Source organism: Deinococcus deserti VCD115 (assembly GCF_000020685.1).
Classification (GTDB): domain Bacteria; phylum Deinococcota; class Deinococci; order Deinococcales; family Deinococcaceae; genus Deinococcus; species Deinococcus deserti.
In genome coordinates this window covers 126476-144650 of the sequence record NC_012529.1, presented here as the reverse complement: position 1 = coordinate 144650, position 18175 = coordinate 126476, and the positions used below count along the sequence as shown (strand labels likewise).

The 18175-nt window shown below is 62.8% G+C and carries 16 protein-coding genes; 11 read left to right on the top strand and 5 right to left on the bottom strand.

Annotated elements, in window-relative coordinates:
- Nucleotides 1-161: 161 nt before the first annotated feature.
- The 4 genes from DEIDE_RS15320 to DEIDE_RS15305 all read left to right on the top strand — a co-directional run bounded on the left by DEIDE_RS15320 (nucleotide 162) and on the right by DEIDE_RS15305 (nucleotide 2758).
- A complete protein-coding gene (locus tag DEIDE_RS15320) occupies nucleotides 162-845 on the top strand; it encodes a phosphoribosyltransferase (RefSeq protein ID WP_012695237.1) in 684 nt (227 codons plus the stop codon).
- Entirely contained in the window at nucleotides 817-2151 is a 1335-nt protein-coding gene (locus DEIDE_RS15315) for an erythromycin esterase family protein (RefSeq protein ID WP_012695236.1), read from the top strand. Before DEIDE_RS15320 ends, DEIDE_RS15315 begins: the two co-directional genes overlap by 29 nt.
- Nucleotides 2152-2274: 123 nt before the next feature.
- Complete coding sequence (locus DEIDE_RS15310) at nucleotides 2275-2469, top strand: hypothetical protein (protein ID WP_012695235.1); 195 nt, start codon at nucleotides 2275-2277, stop codon at nucleotides 2467-2469.
- 43 nt (nucleotides 2470-2512) lie between these two features.
- Nucleotides 2513-2758 carry a hypothetical protein gene (locus DEIDE_RS15305; protein WP_012695234.1) on the top strand — a complete coding sequence of 82 codons (246 nt, stop codon included), beginning with the start codon at nucleotides 2513-2515 and terminating at the stop codon, nucleotides 2756-2758.
- Between the two features lie 158 nt (nucleotides 2759-2916).
- Here the strand turns inward: DEIDE_RS15305 and DEIDE_RS15300 are convergent, their stop codons facing one another.
- The 3 genes from DEIDE_RS15300 to DEIDE_RS15290 all read right to left on the bottom strand — a co-directional run bounded on the left by DEIDE_RS15300 (nucleotide 2917) and on the right by DEIDE_RS15290 (nucleotide 8570).
- Nucleotides 2917-3867, bottom strand: a complete 951-nt coding sequence (locus DEIDE_RS15300) for a tyrosine-type recombinase/integrase (protein ID WP_041227939.1) — start codon at nucleotides 3865-3867, stop codon at nucleotides 2917-2919.
- A 125-nt stretch (nucleotides 3868-3992) separates the two neighbouring features.
- The gene (locus tag DEIDE_RS15295) at nucleotides 3993-7493 is read right to left on the bottom strand and encodes a glycosyl hydrolase (RefSeq protein ID WP_162485698.1); all 3501 of its coding nucleotides are present in this window, start codon (nucleotides 7491-7493) and stop codon (nucleotides 3993-3995) included.
- Nucleotides 7494-7562: 69 nt separating this feature from the next.
- Nucleotides 7563-8570 (bottom strand): LacI family DNA-binding transcriptional regulator, encoded by a 1008-nt coding sequence (locus tag DEIDE_RS15290; protein ID WP_242403015.1) that lies wholly within the window; start codon nucleotides 8568-8570, stop codon nucleotides 7563-7565.
- A gap of 868 nt (nucleotides 8571-9438) precedes the next feature.
- Between DEIDE_RS15290 and DEIDE_RS15285 the strand changes: the two genes are divergently transcribed.
- The 7 genes from DEIDE_RS15285 to DEIDE_RS15255 all read left to right on the top strand — a co-directional run bounded on the left by DEIDE_RS15285 (nucleotide 9439) and on the right by DEIDE_RS15255 (nucleotide 15999).
- Nucleotides 9439-10668: an alpha/beta fold hydrolase gene (locus DEIDE_RS15285; RefSeq protein ID WP_012695230.1), complete on the top strand. Its 1230-nt coding sequence runs from the start codon at nucleotides 9439-9441 to the stop codon at nucleotides 10666-10668.
- Between the two features lie 362 nt (nucleotides 10669-11030).
- On the top strand, nucleotides 11031-11291 hold the full coding sequence (locus DEIDE_RS15280; RefSeq protein ID WP_012695229.1) for a hypothetical protein: 261 nt from the start codon (nucleotides 11031-11033) through the stop codon (nucleotides 11289-11291).
- 189 nt (nucleotides 11292-11480) lie between these two features.
- The gene (locus tag DEIDE_RS15275; protein ID WP_012695228.1) at nucleotides 11481-12080 is read left to right on the top strand and encodes a MerR family transcriptional regulator; all 600 of its coding nucleotides are present in this window, start codon (nucleotides 11481-11483) and stop codon (nucleotides 12078-12080) included.
- Nucleotides 12077-13333, top strand: a complete 1257-nt coding sequence (locus DEIDE_RS15270; protein WP_012695227.1) for a vWA domain-containing protein — start codon at nucleotides 12077-12079, stop codon at nucleotides 13331-13333. The genes DEIDE_RS15275 and DEIDE_RS15270 overlap by 4 nt, the downstream gene beginning before the upstream one ends.
- A 274-nt stretch (nucleotides 13334-13607) precedes the next feature.
- The gene (locus tag DEIDE_RS15265; protein WP_012695226.1) at nucleotides 13608-14102 is read left to right on the top strand and encodes a phosphatase domain-containing protein; all 495 of its coding nucleotides are present in this window, start codon (nucleotides 13608-13610) and stop codon (nucleotides 14100-14102) included.
- Nucleotides 14103-14458: 356 nt separating this feature from the next.
- Entirely contained in the window at nucleotides 14459-14587 is a 129-nt protein-coding gene (locus DEIDE_RS19800; protein WP_275040581.1) for a response regulator, read from the top strand.
- A 252-nt stretch (nucleotides 14588-14839) separates the two neighbouring features.
- Nucleotides 14840-15999, top strand: a protein-coding gene (locus tag DEIDE_RS15255) for an IS3-like element ISDds1 family transposase (protein ID WP_162485696.1) whose coding sequence is annotated in 2 segments (ribosomal slippage) — nucleotides 14840-15095 and nucleotides 15095-15999 — 1161 coding nt in all. Because the reading frame shifts where the segments join, the coding sequence is not laid out codon by codon here.
- Between the two features lie 343 nt (nucleotides 16000-16342).
- Here DEIDE_RS15255 and DEIDE_RS15250 read toward each other — a convergent pair.
- Nucleotides 16343-16882, bottom strand: a complete 540-nt coding sequence (locus DEIDE_RS15250; RefSeq protein ID WP_012695223.1) for a hypothetical protein — start codon at nucleotides 16880-16882, stop codon at nucleotides 16343-16345.
- 55 nt (nucleotides 16883-16937) lie between these two features.
- On the bottom strand, nucleotides 16938-18158 hold the full coding sequence (locus DEIDE_RS15245; RefSeq protein WP_012695222.1) for a PD-(D/E)XK nuclease family protein: 1221 nt from the start codon (nucleotides 18156-18158) through the stop codon (nucleotides 16938-16940).
- Nucleotides 18159-18175 lie beyond the last annotated feature (17 nt).

The window sequence follows — 18175 nt, the reverse complement described above, 5'->3', positions numbered from 1 at the left end:
GACTATGGAAGTCCCCATCACAACAGGGAGGACCTGTCTATGAAGCGCAGCCTGAATGTTCTTAGTTCAACCACTCGCCCTGGCTTCCTGGCCCGCTGCGGCGGCGTTATGGTTTCTTTCCCGGTGGACCCGGAGCCTGACCGCCTCCAGGCGGGCCGCCCATGACCTGCTGGTTCAGAGACCGGGCGGACGCGGGGACTCAGCTTGCGCACCTGCTCCACGCCCGGGGCAACTGGCCGGCCGGCACCCTGGTGCTGGGCCTGCCCCGCGGAGGTGTGCCGGTTGCTGCGCCGGTCGCACTCCTGCTCCGGGCGCAGCTGGACGTCCTGCCTGTGCGCAAACTGGGGGTTCCTGGCTGGCCGGAGGTTGCCATGGGGGCTATCGGGTCGGGGGACGTGAGGGTGCTGCACGAGGACCTGATTGCCCGCCTGAACATCAGTGAGACGGCCATTCGTGAGGTCGAGACCCGTGAGCGCACCGAGCTTGCCCGCCGGGAGGCCGCCTACCGGGAAGGACGCAGCGCGCCGGACCTCGCCGGCAGAACTGTCATCCTGGTCGATGACGGGCTGGCAACCGGCGCCACCATGCGGGCGGCGGTGGGCGTGGTCCGCGCGGCGACTCCAGAGCGTATCGTCGTGGCTGTACCGGTCGCCTCACCCGAAGCCTCCGCAGATCTGAGCAGGGTCGCCGACGAGGTGCTGTGCCTGTGCACGCCGCCTGGGTTCCGGGCCGTCGGTCAGTATTACCAGAATTTCACGCAGACCAGCGACGACGAGGTGCGTACAGCCCTGCGCGCAGCCAGTCAAAGGAGCAACCATGACACAACCACACAAGGCGGCCCTTGAGATCCTGCGCCGTGAACAGCGTCCGCTGGCCACGGACGCCGACCTGAGTTCCCTGCTTGACGCGATCGGCGACGCCCGGTTCGTGTTGATTGGTGAAGGCTCACACGGAACGCACGAGTTCTATCAGGAACGTGCCCGCCTGACGCGGCTGCTGATCGAGCAAAAAGGCTTTACTGCGGTGGCTGTGGAGGCCGACTGGCCGGATGCCTACCGCATCAACCGCTTCGTCCGCGGCGGTTCTTCAGATGATGACAACGCCGCCGTGGCCCTGGGTGATTTTCAGCGCTTTCCCCGGTGGATGTGGCGCAACAGCGTGGTTCGGGACTTCGTGAGCTGGCTCAGGGAATACAACGCCTCGCGCGCCGAGCGGCAGGTGGGCTTTTATGGGCTTGATCTCTACAGTCTGCACCGCTCAATGAACGCGGTGGTGGACTACCTCCAGCAGGTTGATCCGGAGGCGGCCAAACGCGCCCGGGAACGCTACAGCTGCTTTGAGATGTTCGGCGAGAACCCCCAGGCCTACGGCTACGCTACCGAACACGGCGCCTGGGAACCCTGTGAGCAGGAAGCCATGCAGCAGCTGCTTGAACTGCAGCGCCGCGCCCCTGAACTGACTGATGGACAGCAACTGAGCGACGATGAGCTCTTTTTTGCCGAGCAGAATGCCCGGCTGGCCCGCAACGCAGAGCAGTATTACCGGGCGATGTTCCGGGGACGGGAAAGCTCCTGGAACATCCGTGATACCCACATGGTCGAAACGCTTGAAGCCCTCGTGGAGCACGCACGTGGGCGCGGCCAGGAGGCCAGGGTAGTGGTGTGGGCCCACAACTCCCATTTAGGCGACGCCCGGGCCAGTGCGATGGGCTGGCAGCGCGCCGAGGTAAATCTGGGCCAGCTGACCCGGGAACGGTGGCCCGACAGCACCTTTATCATCGGGCAGACGACATACGACGGGCAGGTGCTCGCGGCGCACGACTGGGACGAGCCAGGCCTGGTGATGACGGTACGCCCCGGTCTACCGGGAAGCCTTGAAGCGCTGCTTCACGACGTTGGCGAGCGCTTCTGGCTGGACCTGCGCCCAGGGTCTCCCGCAGCAGCCGCGCTGGTTCAGGAGCAGCTCCAGCGCTTTATTGGAGTGATCTACCGCCCCGCCACTGAACGCTGGAGTCACTACGTGGAGACAGTTCCAGCCGGACAGTACGACGCGCTGCTTCACATTGACCACACCCGTGCTTTGCGCCCCCTCGACGCTGATGCAGGGGACGCACAGGAGGAGGTGCCGGATCTGTATCCCAGCGGGCAGTAAAACCAGTCAGGGCAGCTCTAGCTCTTAACTCTGAACGCTTCAGGAAGGGCTTCTACAGAGGAAACGGGTCCAGGTTGGCGTTCTCCTCATGGCGCAGCCACACGAGCGGCGGAGCATACAGCCATGACCAACGAGAGGGGAGGCAGCAGCGGCTCGGCCGGTGGGCGCGATCCGAACGGTGATGACAAGACCAACAACGGTCTGGGAGATGGCCGGCGGGATCCTGGTTCCAACCACGGCAGCCCCGACGACCGCGAAGGTGACGGCCGGCGCAACGGCAGCGAAAGTGGCGGCGGAAAAAGCCAGACCAAAGACTAAAGACTGATCCCAGAAATCGACTTTGAAGACCAGGAGGCAGACCATGGCAGACAATGAACGCGAACAGCGCCGGGTGAACCACGGTGACGTAACCACCGACGAAACCGGGCTGACCGACAAGGAAGTCGAGCAGCTGGGCGTGCGCAGTGGACGCGGAGACCGGCCGGTGGCCGGTGCCGAGGCCAATGAGGAGTACATCAGCGGGCACGTGCAGCGTGGCTCGGACGGCGGATCCGCCTCGGACCTCCTGGACCCGGACGAGGGACCACGCGAAGTTCGCAACAGCTGAATCTGGTTGACACAGACGCTACAGGCTGCCCCTGCTCTAGCGGCGGGTTACTGGAAGATCCAGCTTGTCAGCTTTATGCGTCGTAGCTGGACACCAGACCACAACATGGACCCATACCCGAAAAAACAGGGGATGGGTCTCTTTTTTTCCAGAGCAGCTTAAAAGTCCTCGACTTCGCGCGATACGTCGTTGTCGAGCACAGCGACATACCGCCGGGTCGTGTCTACGCTGCTGTGACCCAGAAACAGCCCCACACGGGTAAAGTCCCGGGTGGCGGCATACAGCCTCGTGCCGGAATGCTTCCGAGCTGCATGGAACCCGCGCCAGGCGTCTCCGTGACCGGCAGCCCGGAATGCCTTCTGAAGGCGGTAGGTGGCCTGACCATAGGTCCAGTGGAACAGCCGGCCATCGGACCGGGCCGGTGTCAGCCCACTCAGGGCTTCGCGGGTGCGCCGCCCCAGGGGGACCCGGCGCACCTTGCCACCTTTGCCGGTCACCGTGAGCTGAGAGCCGTTCAGATCTGACACCCGCAGTTGAAGTGCCTCGCTCACACGGAGCCCTGCATGGGCGCACAGCAGCAGCAGGGCAGCCAGTCGGGGCTCGCAGTGAGGCAGGGCCGCGTCAATCTCTGCCGAGTAGGGCGGATTTTTGACAATCCCAGGCGTTGGGTCAGGGGGAACGTGCGCTTCCTCGAAGGGCTGTGCGTCGGTGGCACCGGCCCAGCGCAGGGCCCGGTACAGGGCTCTCGCGCCAGCGACGTACTGGGCCACACTGGACGCCGCCAGCGGACCCTGTTTGCCTTTTCCATTGGAGGGCCGGGTCTGCAGCCAGGAGACGAATCGGCCGCCGTCACGTTTTCCCGGCCGCAGCAGCTGCACGCCAGCCTGCTGGGCCCAGGGTACGAATTCCCGTACGGCCAGCGAATACGCCTGGATGGTCTTGACACTGGTCCGTGCACCCTTACGGCTGGCGGTCAGCATGTAGCTTTCCGTCAAGCTGACCAATACCTCCACGTCATACTGGCTGGCGGCTTCAACGGCCCTGACCCGCAGCACCGGATCGGCGAGGTTGGCCAGAATCAGGGCGTCGGTACTGCGGACCAGCGTCATGCTGCAGAGCATACCGGACCCAGGTGTCTGGGTAATTAGTGCCAATTGCCGCAGTAGCGCGTGAGCGGTCGAGGCCGGGCCCAGAGCGCACACATTCTCAGCCGGCCTCCGCAATCATCGCCGGCTCAGTAGGCCAGCGCTTCGAGCTTCCCTACAGCTACACCAGCAGAATTGGCGGTGACGCTTAGGGTCCGGGGTCCCGCCTGCACACCCGCGAAATCCACCGGAATGGTCTGCCCGGCCCCAATGGAGAGGGGAACGCTGCGTCCGTTGAAGCTGACGGTCAGGGCGCTGCTGGCCGCCGAACTCGCATTCGTGATCAAAAAACGCAGGTTGCCGGCCACGCTGACGTTCAGGTCAAAGCTTCGGCTCGCACCGTTTGAAATCGTGCCAACGTTAGTGCTGATGACGCCAGGCACAGGGATGGCCGCACTGGCGGTCGTCACATTCAGGTCGCTGGTAAAGGGAGAGACATTCCCCTGGGCGTCACGCGCACGTACCGTGAAGGTATAGGCGGTTCCAGCGCTCAGGCCGCCAATTGTTGTTCCCGCGCCGCTCACCGTAGTCCGCAGGGCGCCATTCAGGTAGACCTCATACCCGCTGACGCCGCAGTTGTCAGAACTGGCGGTCCAGCTCAGGGTGACGCTGCTGCTGGTGCGGTCCACCGCTGTCAGGCTCCCTGGAGTCCCAGGCGCGGTGGTGTCGGACGCACATGGATCGCTGGGAGCTGAGAGGTTGGCACCGGATATTTGCCCGATGCTGACTCCCTCCGATCTGGCAGTGACGACGACGGCACCTGAACCTGACGCGACATTCGGGAAGTCAGCAATGACGGTCTTTCCAGCGTCGGCAGCAAGATCATAGTTCGAACCGGCGAAGGCCACATTGATCAGGCGGCTGTTCAGGCTGGAAGTGCTCTGCAGCGAAAGGCGGTAGGTTCCGGCTGAGGTGATGGTCACCGGGAACGTTTTTGAACTTCCGGCAGCAATGGCCCCGGCGCTGGTGGTCACTGTTCCTGGCAATGAGGCGGTGGGCGCATCCCCAGTCTGGGTTCTTACGCTGATTTCGGCTGTAAATGGCCCGAGGTTGCCCTGGGCGTCCCGGGCCCGCACCTTGAACTGGTAGGCGGTATCGGTATTCAGACCACTGATGGTTGTCCCAGTGCCGCTCGCTGTGGCTTTCAGGGCGCCGTTCGTGTAGACCTCGTAGGCAGCGACTCCGCAGTTGTCGCTGGCCGCCCCCCACGACAGGCTGACGGAACTGGACGTCTGAGCGGCAGAAGACACGGCGCCCGGGACAGACGGCGCGGCCGCGTCTGTCGAGCAGGGCGTTGTGCCTGATCCACGGGACGACACCACCTGACGGGCCGGGACCGTCAGCGTGGCGCCGTCTGAAAAGGTCACGGTGATGGGACTTGCGGTGGGATTGTAGGCGGCATAAGTGCGGGCGGTGCCTTTCTTGAATACTGCGTAGTTGGGCACGTTCGCGGTAACACTGGTGTCTACCTGCCCCATAGCATTGAGGCTGTGCAGGAACTGATAGGTGTGGGCTTTCGTCTCGCCATCTTCCGGGGTATAACTGCCGCTGCCGAACTTCGAAAGGGCACCCGCCGCGTCAAACATGGCGTACACCGACCAGAAGATGTCCTTCCAGGAATTTGGCTCCCGGCCCAGGAAGTCGTAATTGGTCTTCAGGTACGCCGGGTTACGGCCCAGGTAGAGGCTGCCCGCCTGGATGGGCAGCAGATTGATGCCCTGTATGGCTTCCTTCTCGGCACTGAACCATGTCGAATACGCTCCGCCGTCTCCCCAGACCATCCCCACGGCAGGTTTGTTGAACCCGGCCGGAAATACTCCTCCTCCCTGGTTGAACCAGTACTGCTCTATAGCTGCCGTTTCGTTGGTGTACAGAAAGATACCCAGGTCCCGCACTGCCGTGTTGCCGGTGACTGATCCCCAGTTGATCAGGGCAGAGGAAAAATTCATGTCCTCACTGGAGGATTCCTGATTATTTCCTGCCGCAAACCCGGAGTGCCCTGCAGCCCAGGAATGACCAGCGTAGGGATCAAAGTTGCGCAGGCGCGGAAACTGGCTGGTGGTGGTCGTCCAGTTGGCCGCGTCCATAATCAGATCATTGACGCTCGCGCCCCAGGTACGTCCCTGCGGCGTGGTGCCAGAGGCCCAAGTCGGGCGATACTGCTGCAGCACTGCAGCCGCCTTGATGAAGTAGCCCCAATGGAAGTGGTGGTCGTTCAGTTCCTCCTCGCTGCCGTACCCCTGGGGGTAGCCGATCAGTGTGCCCCAGGTGGCGTTGTAATAGAACAGGTTGCTGCCGCTGCCATCGAGCCAGTCCTGTAGTACCCGCTGAATAGCGTCCAGGAAGGCGTTCTGCGCGGCTGTATTGCCGACCTGCGCTGCCAGCGGCACCAGCTCGGCCAGCTTGCCCAGACCCTTGCCGACCCAGTAGGAGTCCCCTGTGGGGTTGAGGGTCGCCCTGGTGTTGGCCTCATTCACGTAGGCGGCCAGCTGGGTTTTGCTCAGGGTGTTCGCGGTACCGTTATCCGGTAGATAGGGCAACACTCCCTGGAATTTGTGGGTTGTAGAAAAGCTGTTGGAGCCACGAACGACCTTCATTTCGCCGCGCGGAGAGACATACGTGTAGCCCGTGTTCACGCTGCTGGAATTCATCCACTGGTGGCGGTACAACGCCATCAGGGTTCCTGTCGCATTGCCCTCTTTGGCCGCCGTGCTGACGTTGAAGGTGGTCGTCAGGGTGGCCGTGCCTGGGTTGTAGGTCCAGCCCACCTGACTGCCCGTCACAAAGTTGTAGGCATAGGTCCTGAAATCGTTCAGCGTCGTCGTTGACGCATCTGGAAGAACTGCGACCGAGTAGTAATCCTTGCCGGCCAGGCTGGACGTGGCCACAGTATTGTTCACCGACCAGGCTGCTCCAGCCGGCGCAAAAATGCCGTAATGCCGGCCGTTGATGGTTATCCCCAGAACATTGCCCTGATTGGCCCAGACCGTGGGCGTTGCGACAAAAGTGATCTGCGCGTCACCGCCGGACTTGGTGGCATACACAAAAGGCAGTCCATGGCCGAACGTGGCGCGCAGGGTCCGGGCACCGTCATTCCACAGGGCGGTCGTGGTCCAGTCTCCGAAGTCGTCAGTCTTCGTATCAGGCGAATTCAGGCCCGCAATGCCAAGTGTCAGGTCGGGGGTATAAGGGTACTCGTACTTCTCCAGACCCGGCGCCCCTCCGATCTGCGAGCGGTTCGGGTAGCTGAGTTCCAGGCCACCGGACCGCGCGTGTAGGGCCAGCGGATGCGCGAACATATTCTCGGAATACGTATTGCCGGCGTTGCGCTTGAACAGGATTGAAGACCAGAACTCGTTGGTCGGAGCCTTGCCTTTCGAGGAAGCGTTGGCCGTCCAGGCCGGTGTCAGCAGGACACCCGATGTGTTGGTAGGACCACCTCGCGTGCCCGGTGGCGCGGTCGTGCTGTAGTCCAGGGGTCGCAGAAAAGACGATGGAACGTCGCCTGACTGCGGGGCGGCGTTTCCGCAGGCAGACAGCATTAGACTCAGACCGACGAGCACAACGAAGTGGGCGTGACCTTTCGACATGCAGAACCTCCAGACCGCTCATGCTAGCGATCAGTAAGAAAACGTTTTCAAGGAAATGAAAAAAGAGATTCAGAGAGCTGGGCTGCGGGCGTACCGGACAGACTCACGAACTCTCAATGTCAGCGGCAGCAGCGGGAGCTCAGCAGAAGTGTCGGCGTCTTTCAGCTGCTGCAGAATCAGGCTTGCAGCCTGCTGGCCCATCTCGAACAGGGGCTGATGCACTGAGGTAAGCGGTGGCAGGGCGAATTGTGAAGCCGGCAGATCATCAAAACCAACCAGGGAGACGTCCTCCGGAACCCGGATACCCTTGCGATACAAGCCGAGCCGGGCGCCGTAAGCCATCTGATCGTTGGCAGAAAAGATGGCAGAGAAGGCAGTGCCCTGACCCAGCCAGTGGTCCACTGCCTGACTGCCAGATGGCTCATGGAAATCACCCTCATAGATCAGGTGCGGATCAAACGGCACGCCAGCGTCCGCCAGGGCCAGCCGGTAGCCTTCCAGGCGATCAAGCGCGTCCCGGTGGGACGCCATCCCGGTGATATGTGCAATACGCCGGTGCCCCATCTGAATCAGGTGTGTCGTGGCCAGCCACGCCCCATGGATGTTATCTACCTTCAGGCTGCGCCGTTCCAGGCCAGCGACCCGCCGTCCAACAAGAGCCAGGGGAAAGCGTGCGGCGAGGGCGTGCAGCTGATCGTCCTTGAGACGCCCTCCCAGAATGATCAGGCCGTCGACCTGGCGCCGCGTAAGGGCGGAGATAGCAGCCGACTCGTCCTGAAGTTCCCAGTGGCCGTTGACAAAAATTGGCTGGTAGCCAGTGTCCACGAAGCCGACGTCGATCCCACGCGCCACCTCGTTGTAGAACGGACTGGCGATGTCCTGCGTCAGCACGCCGATGGTCATGGACCGGCCCCGCACCAGTCCCTGTGCCGCAGCATTGGGCTCATAGCCCAGGCGAGCTGCTGCTTCCAGCACCCGCTGCTGTTTGTCTGGAGCCACTGTTGACGATCCGTTCAGCGTCCGGGAAACCGTACTGATGGACACATCCGCTGCTCTGGCGATGTCTTTGATCGTCACGTTTCTATTCATCACAAGGTAAACCTGCTTCTGGAGAAGAGGCGGAAAGAATAACCCACAATGGCGGCCTGCTGTAACCGGGGCCGGTAAGTTGTTCCCGTGCTACGAGATTACTCGCCCAAGAAAACGTTGTCAAGCGCTTGAGAAAAGCGGCGTGTATCTGGGTTCCAAGAATTTGAATTCCAACGCCCAAATTCGAATCAGCGTGGGATGACTTTTATAAGCGCAGCAATCCTTTCGTCAGGAATCTATACCGATTGTGCTCGAAAGGACGTCGGTGGTTTTACACCTATTGATGAGGGGTATATCTACTTTCATTCTGGTGGCAACTGCATGAGGCGCCAGTCGGAACCTACCGCTTTCCCGCTCAATTTCCAAAAAGCCTCAGGGACCGTTTCGAATCTGATGTAAATAGACTGGTTTTTGGGCGTGACTTCAGGCTGTTTTCATCCTCCTTTTAGAGCTAAGTCTGATTAGTGCTAAAAATGGCAGGAAAGTCGGAGGAGCATACAGAGGCCGGGCACTCCTCCAAAGGTGCCTTAAAAGCGATTAGGGAGAAGGATTATTTTATGTCGTCCTGGACACGCTTTTTAAGCGATTAGTCATTCCAGCAACTATTTCTAGGGTATTCAGGGCCTGCATCTAAGGTTGAGCAGTGCCAATCTGCACCTTCAGGCGACGTTCACTGGCACCCGGAAAACTCAGTATTGCTACAAAGGTCATCCTTGAAGTCAGCCCGGAAGGAAACGACAGCTGGCTCATCTCGGGAAGCCAGCGCCGAAATCATTTTTGCAACATGCCCGGCGCAGGCTCTAACTCACACTTTGAATCTTGTACCAGCGGTCGGCCTGACACGGATAATTGTTCCGTGTCCATGACTTACCGTACGCCTGGCCTGACGGTCACCGATCATGAATTCCAGATTCCGCTAGTCCATGATTGTCCGCAGGGTCTATTGATCACCGTGTTCGCGCGCGAGGTGGCCCTTCCTGAAGGCCAGGCACGGCCCTTCCTGGTGTTCTTCAATGGCGGTCCAGGGTCCGAAGCGCCCCGGCCACTCTCGCCGCAGCAGCCGGGATGGCTGGCCCGGGCCCTTGAGGATTACCGGGTGCTCCTGCTTGACCAGAGGGGCACCGGGCGCTCAACGCCTGTTGGCACGCTGAGTCATTTGACGGCGGCGGAGCAGGCAGCTTACCTGAAACACTTCCGGGCGGACGCCATTGTGCGTGACGCTGAATTCATCCGTCAGGCCCTGGGCGCCGAGCGTTGGAGTGTGCTGGGGCAAAGTTTTGGGGGGTTCTGCGTCACGACCTACCTGAGCCTGGCACCAGAGAGTCTCGCGGAAGCCTTGATCACCGGCGGCCTTCCCGCAATCGGCCGTCACCCGGACGAGGTGTATGCGGCCACGTACGCGCGGGTGCTGGAGCGAAACGAGCGCTTCTATACGCGCTATCCCCAGGACCTGGAGCGGGTCCGGACGCTGATGCTGCGGTTGAGCGAGCAGGACATCCGGCTGCCAAACGGTGACCGGCTGACCCCCCATCGCTTCCAGCAGCTGGGGCATCTGCTAGGCATGAGCACCGGCCTGGAGAAGCTGCATTACCTGCTTGACCTGCCAAGCGACTCGCCGGCGTTCCTCCACGACGTGGCCGGCGCGCTCAGCTTCGCACGAAACCCGCTGTACGCCGCGCTCCACGAAGCCTGCTGGGCCGACGGGCACACGACGAACTGGTCTGCGCAGCGAACCCTGCCTGAGGAATATGGGGCGCCGGAGCTCCTCACCGGTGAGATGGTGTATCCATGGATGTTCGAGGAGTACGCGGCGCTCTCCCCTTTGCGTGAGGCGGCCAGTCAGCTGGCGGCAGAGCCGTGGGGCACGCTGTACGACACGGAGCAACTGCAGCGGAATACGGTACCGGTGGCTGCCGCCGTGTACGCCGAGGACATGTACGTCGAACGCCGCTTTTCCGAGGAAACGGCCAGCCTGATCCAGGGAGCCCGTATATGGCTGACCAACGAGTTCGAGCACGATGGACTAAGGGTGGATGGCCGGCACGTGCTGGGCCGGCTGATCGACCTGGTGCGCGGACGGATCTAACGCCCGGTCCAGCTCCGAAGTTCCAGACCGGCACCGAGCGGAAAAAAGCGTCACACCTTGAAGACCCAGGTGGACATTGATGTGACACTTCTCTGTGCTGCGAGTTGTGCCAGGTGTCCGTCTCCTCCAAGGTTGGGCCCCAACCCGCCGGCGTGTCAGCCCGCTTGACCCGAGAGCAGCCAGCAAGGACTGTAAGAGTAAGGGTCGCCATGAAAGATCCTCTTGGGTTGCCGGAACAGGACCCGAGGGCATGCTTTCAGCTTGAAGGTGGGCCGCGTCACCAGGTGACGCGGTCCACCTTCGCTGTCCCTGTCAGCGCCTGTCGTGTGACGCGCCGAGACTGCACATCAGGAGGAACACCTATGAACGACGTGATGTTGAGTGTGCACGCGGTTGAACGCTTTCAGGAACGCTTCGCCGGGAATCTCAGCTGGTCAGCCGCCCGCGACCGGCTGCGCCGCGCTCGCTTCATGGGTGTGCGGCCCGGACGGGCCCGGATGTATTCCCTCGGCGACATGCGCTTTATCGTCCAGGACGGCATGCTGATCACGGTCTACCGGCAGACTTACACCACGGTACCGGTCAGCGAGGACCTCTGGTGTCTGAGCGCACTGGAAGGATGAAGACTCGGGTGATCGGGGAAACGTGCCCCACGGCGGCGAGCAGGACAGTTCAGCTGTGCGGATCCATGTGTCGGCTTGTCCAGCACATTTCAGCGTCGTGGAGCGGCATGATCAAGTGGAACCGCGTTTCCAACACTTACAAAGACACTGACTTGTTGACAATCTATCTTGGCAGCATTATGGTGGGCCATGTCAGCGCTGATCCTCCCGGAAGACTGGTCCGGCACCCTTGACGACCTCGTCGAAACCGCCAACCGCCGTCTTCCCGACCTCCTGCCCCTCGACAGGGCTGGCCGCACCAAAGACGACGTCAACGCCCGCCTCGTCCGCCACTACACCACCGAACGCCTGCTCGACGAACCCCTCAGGGTGGGCCGTGAAGCCCGCTACACCCGCCGCCACCTGCTGCAACTGCTGGCCCTGCGCAAACTCATGGCCGAAGGCTTCGGCGCCGCCGCCCTGCAGGGCACCCTCCAGACCCGCAGCGACCCTGAACTTGAGGCCCTGCTCACCGGGGAAACCCAGCTCGAAGTGCAGACCAGCAACCCGGCCCTGGAATACCTGCAGGCGCTCAAACGACCCAGTCCCGCACCCGCCACACGCCCGGTGCTGGCTTCGTCTCCCTCGGTCCTGCCCCCCTCTCCGGAACGCTTCACCCGCCTGATCCTGGCCCCTGGCCTGGAAGTGCACGTCCGCCATGACGTCCGTCTTCCCCGCAGCAAGTTGGAACAGGACCGCCTCGCCCAGATGTTTCTCGACGCCCTCAACAGCCTCAGGAGGCCCACATGACCACGCCCCGTATCGAGCTCCGCCCCCTGCGCGCCGGCCTGACCGCCGGCCAGACCACCACCCTCACCCTGCTGATCCGCGTCCACCCGGCTCCCGTCACCACCCAGGTGTCCCAGCGGCCACCGCTCAACCTGGCGTTCGTGATCGACCGCAGCGGCTCCATGAGTGGGCTGCCGCTGCAGATGGCCAAACAGGCCGCCATCGCCGCCGTCCGCCAGGCCAGACCGGACGACCGCGTCAGTGTCGTCGCCTTCGACGACCGGGTGGACGTGATCGTGCCCAGTCAGCTCGCCACCAGCCGCGAAGCGGTCATCCAGGCGATCGGAACGATCGACGACCGGGGATCCACCAACTTGCACGGCGGGTGGCTGGAAGGGGCCACCCAGGTCGCACAGCACCTGACCCCCGGCGCCCTGAACCGGGTGATTCTGCTGAGTGACGGGCAGGCCAACGTGGGCGTCACCGACCGGCGGGAGATCGCGCGGCAGGTCCGCGGCCTGACCGAGCGGGGCATCAGCACCACCACCATCGGGCTGGGCTCCCACTACGACGAGGAACTGCTGCTGGCGATCGCCAACGCGGGGGACGGCAACTTCGAGCATGTCGAGGATCCCTCGCGTCTGCCGACCTTCTTCGAGGAGGAACTGCAGGGCCTGACGCGCACGACGGGGCGGATAGTCAGTCTGGGGCTCGAGCCCAACCCGGAACACGGCGTGCTGGTGAGTGACGTCCTGAACGACTTCGAGCGCAACTCCTTCGGGCGCCTCCAGCTGCCCAACCTGGTCGGGGGTCAGCCGGTGGACGTGCTCGCGACCCTGACCGTTCCGCCTCAACCACAGCGTGGCGGCCAGACCGTGGGCGTGACCCGCGTGCGCCTCGCCTGGACTGGAACTGACGGAGCCCGAAGGAAGCTGCGTGCCCAGCTTGACCTACCGGTCATGGCGGCCGATGCGTACCACACCTTGCAGGAGGACCCGGCGGTGCTCGAAGCCCAGGCACTGCTACAGGCGGCGCGGTACAAGCGCGAGGCAGTAGAGGCCATCGACCGTGGGGACCGGACCACCGCGCGGCAGCGCTACCGGGACATCCACGGCGTGATGATGTCTGCGCCCCTGCCCGCCCCGATGCTGGCCCAGGAAGTAGAAGACCTGCGCCTGCTGGACAAGGCTCTGGACGCTGGAGATAGCGCCCTCTCTCGCAAACGCGCCGTCAGCCAGGCCAACAACCGGGCCCGCAGTAAACACCGCGAGTAATTACCAGAGGTCAGGTGCGGAAGGGTTGGATTTCGAAGGATCCAGCCTTCTTTGCTGATTCCGGGCACCTCACGACTCCAGGCACACCACGATTTCCCTCGCCTGCAGGCGAGCGTTCCGGAGGGTCCATGATCAACCACAGAACCGAGCCGTCTAACCGTCCGTCTCAGGTCACGAGTGCGATGTCCCCATTCAGGCCCCAAGGGTCACGCTTCCAGCAGGCACCAAAGGAAGTCTGCGAATCACCTTTCTTCCGGGAAAGTGCGGACCGGCGGTGGGCTTCCGGGTGGTCCACGCCCGCGATATGCAAACGGACCTGAATCGGCTCCGGGCTTTAGGAACCACCACCCTGGCAGGATTTACTGAAGTGGACGAGATGGCGGCCCTCAGGGTGCCGCTGGATCACTTGAGCCAGGCAGCACAGCATTGTGGCGTCAACCACCTGCACTATCCCATCCGGGATGTGACGGCGCCGGAGGGCCACGACACCCGGCAAGCCGCGCTGACGTTTGCTCAGGAGCTGGCACGCCGCGTCGAAAGCGGGGAAACCGTCACAGTCTACTGCCGTGGCGGGCTCGGTCGCTCCGGCATGATGGCCGGGGCGGTGCTGACGGTGTTGGGCGTCCCACCTGCGGCGGCCGTGCAGGCGGTCCGGAGTGTGCGACCCGGAGCGATCGAAACCCGGGCCCAGGAGGAGTTCGTGCGTTGGATGGCTGGAACTGAGGCCCATGAGACCACGCCACCCGGCACGCAGGGGAGACCCGTATGACCGCACTTGACCGCGACGACCTGGCCCGGCGCGCCCACGAAACCGTCAGGGTCCTGGAGCAGATCAGCGGCCAAGCGGGAACCGGGGCGCACTTCTTGTAGTACTCTTCCCTGAAGTTACACGGCAGGGCTTGCCGTAGGCGCTCCCTGGTCATCGAGTTGCGGCAGGAGACGCGCAGCCACGCGATCCGGGCAGTGAAGGGCTTCCACGTCGCGTTCCGGCGCGCCGAACGTGGGGGACGTGGGCGGTCGCCGGTTCAAAGAATTGTATTAGTGCTAAAAACAGCACTGTAACTTAGAAGAGGTGCTCTACCCCCGTGAGGCCTTCGATGCCCTTCCTGGCCTTCCTATAAGGAAATGGAAAACTGCTATCTGACGCTGGGCGCGGCTGACTATCTGATCAAACCGTTCGACATCGCGGACCTTCTCGCGTGCACCAAAGTGCAGTTCCACCAGCAGGGAACGGCGGAAGTGAAGCGCGGTTAATTGCCCCTGCAACCCGAACGGTGGCAGGGGCTGTTTCAGGGACACGCGCTGCCCTTCACGCTGAAAGAGTTTGAGATCGTATAGGTGATGCCACAGGAACCCGGGAAGGTATTCAGGCGGGAGGAATTGACCACACTCGTATAAGGGGAAGCTTTGCCGGAGGGCAGTAACGTGATTGACGTCCACCTGTCGAATGAGGATGACCCGATATGGCGTAGATGGAGATAAGCCCTCACGATAGGAGGCACCATCATGACTGATCGCAGAATCCACACCGCCGAGTTCAAGCGAGACGCAGTGCAGCTTGCTCGAACGAGCGGCAACCTGTCGGGCACCGCGCGTGACCTGGGCATCAACAGCTCCCTGCTGCGCAAATGGATGAATGCTGAGCAGGAGAAGGGCGAGTTGGCATTCCCTGGTCAGGGCAAACAGCTCCTCACTCCAGAGCAACAGGAGATACAACGGCTTCGCAAGGAGAACGAAATCCTGCGACAGGAGCGCGAGATCCTAAAAAAGGCGGCAGCCTTCTTCGCCAAAGAAACCACACGCTGAGGTATGAATTCATCCAAGATCAACGCCCCGAGTACCGCCTGGACCTGCTGTGCCGGGTGCTGGAGGTCTCGGTGAGCGGGTACCACAGCTGGCGAAGAAGGCCGATCTGCGACCGCAAGGAAGAGGATGCGCTGCTCGAGCAGCGCATCCAGGAAGTGCATCAACGTAGTAAACGCCGCTATGGGGCGCCACGCATTCACGCGGAGTTGCACGCTGGAGGAGTGCGCGTGTCCCGCAAGCGGGTGGCGCGTCTGATGCGTGCCAGTGGTCTGCGGGCCAAGGGAAAGCGCCGCTGGGTGCGGACCACGGAGAGCAGTCACACCATGGCCGTCTGCCCGAACCTGCTTGAGCGGCGGTTCGAGGTCTCGCAGCCGAACCAGGTCTGGGCGTTGGACCTGACGTATCTGCCCACGAAAGAGGGCTGGCTGTATCTCGCAGTCACCTTAGACCTGCATTCGCGAGCCGTGGTGGGTTACGCGATGGACATGCAGATGCCAGCCACCTTGCCACTGGCGGCCCTTCAGATGGCTGCTGGCCGACGTCTTCCGCCACCAGGCCTCCTTCATCACAGCGACAGGGGCAGTCAATACGCGAGTGGCATCTTTCAGGCAGAACTGGCCCGCATGCGGGCCAGGGGCAGTATGAGTCGTAAGGGGGATTGTTGGGACAACGCCGTGGTGGAAAGCTTCTTCAGCTCCCTGAAAAGGGAGTTGCTGGAGGACACCATCTTTGAGACCCGGGACGTGGTCCGACAAGCCGTATTTGAATTCATCGAGGTCTTCTACAACCGTCAGCGTCGTCACTCGTCTCTTGGGTACTTGACGCCCCTGGAGTTCGAACGCCAAGCTACAGCTGCTTAACTTCAGCTACGCAATATCGGGCCAGGCCCACAGGCCATCAGGCAGACCTGGTTGTTACGTGCCGCCCCATGGCCGATGGGCTGTTCACGACAGCGGACGAGGCCCGGGCATTGGGCGAACTCCCGCACAACACCAGGTGGAACCGGGCAGTGGACAAGAACTGTGCGGGGCTCCTCTGAAACGTGCGTCATCGCCTGCTGCTCTGCTCCTGATGGACAATGGGCCGCCCAAGGATCAGGGACGAACGCCGTTCGGACGTTTGGAAAGATTTCAGCTTTCGGGCCTGCGATGACTCGGCCCCTGGAGCAGCAGGCGCTACAAGCGTTTTCGCCAGAACTTACTGTCACTCCGGGGCACCCAGCGAAAAAACACGTGGGTGCCGGGCCGCAGGTGCGGCCCGACATAAAACATCAGGGAAACAAGAATCCCACCTCAAATCCCACGTCTTCTCATCGCCATGGCCGTCACTCGGCGGCCAGCACCAGCACACCAGGCCTTCGAGGCTGCTGAGCAGCACGGCCCGGAACGAGGAGTCGTCCGGCAGGTACGCGTTCACGCTGGCCGTGACATTCTCCTCCAGGACGGTTACCCGTCCGATGCGCACGTTCCGGTGCGCGTACATCGCTGCTTCAAGCGCCCGCTCCCTCTCTGCCGCGTCATCCAGTGGCCAGAAGTACGGCAGAAGTAAAGTCAGCACGGTCGGCTCGTTACTGGCGGTCACCAGCAGGTAGAGACTGCCTTCGTACTTGAAGAGCACGTCCCCATCGTCATCCAGCGAGGGCCGGAATCCCTCCTCGGCCAGAAAGTCCAGGGCGGCCGCCGCGTACGGCGTGGGAGCGTGCGGTGTGAGGAGCACAGTGTCGTTCAGTTCAAGGTCACTCATAGGCACTCCAGGGAGCAGGTGAAGACGTCAGCGAAGGGCGGCGATCCCAGCCAGGTCACGGTGACGCGCGGATGGCGGCGTCGCAGACCCCCTTGAAGGCGCACCGCTTGCACGTGACAGGATCTGGCGTCGGGGAGAAGTCAAGGGCCGTGAGGCGCGTGACCGCCGCATGGACAGTGTCCAGGCCACGGGCGAGGTCTTCCGGGCCAAACAGGTGCAGGCGCTTGTGCCGCAGGTAGGCCAGCGCGGCTTCTCGCGCGCCCAGGTGGTGCGCGTACAGGGCGAGTTGCGGCAGATGATCCTCCGGGTGCACCTCGCGGTCTGTCTTGTAATCAAGCACCAGCCGCTGCTCCCGGTCGTAGGCATCGACAATGCCTTCGAACGTGACCGGCCCGATGGTGACCTGGAGGGGCCGCTCGCGCTCAAACGTGCGGCCATGAAGCGGCGCGTAGGTCTCCCCTTCCATAGCCTGCACCAACCCGATCACGGTCTTCAGGTCCGGTTCACTGAAGTAGGGCAGGCGCTCCTGCATGTCTTTGGCCGTCCAGCCGTGTTCAAGCGCCCGGTGAACCGCGTCACCAATCTGGCGTCCAGCCGCGCGGCGTTCGGGGTTGCTCGCCTCTTCCGCCTGCCGCTCGCTCCAGAGCTGGGCCAGCGGCAGGCGTCCTTCCAGGTGCCGGTAGGCGAACATGCGCGGGCACTGCAGGTACGTTCCCAGGCTCGTCACCGGCAGGCTGCCCGGCAGGACCACGCCCGGGCCGGTCCTGACCTCCAGGATGAGCCGGGCTCCGTCCAGACGCAGGGGCAGCGGAGCCACCGGGACCACGTCCTGCGGCGTCAGGTACTGCCGTTCCACACCCTCTTCAGGTAGAGAGGCCACGAAAGCGGCGAAGCGCTCCTGAGCCTTCCCCTTGTCCCCACCGGTGGCACTCAGGATCAGCAGATCAGCCGCGCGGGTAAAGGCGACGTACGCCACCCGCTCTGCCTCACTTCCTTCCTGCTCTTTGGCCAGGGTTTCCAGGGCGGTCCATTCCGGGGCGTCCCCTTCGAGCAGCGGCAGCCGCAGGGCCACACCCTGCTCGACATCAAAGCGCACCGGCGGCGTGCGCCCCCCGCCCTGCCGCAGGACGTCAGCGATGATCACCACCGGGAACTCCAGGCCTTTGCTGCCGTGGATGGTCATCAGCTGCACCGCGTCCGGGAGCGGGCTGATGGCCTCCGCTTCCTGGGCGCTCAGCCGCGCCAGCCGGTTCAGGTGGTCGGCCACGCTGACCACGTCCCGCAGACCCTCCT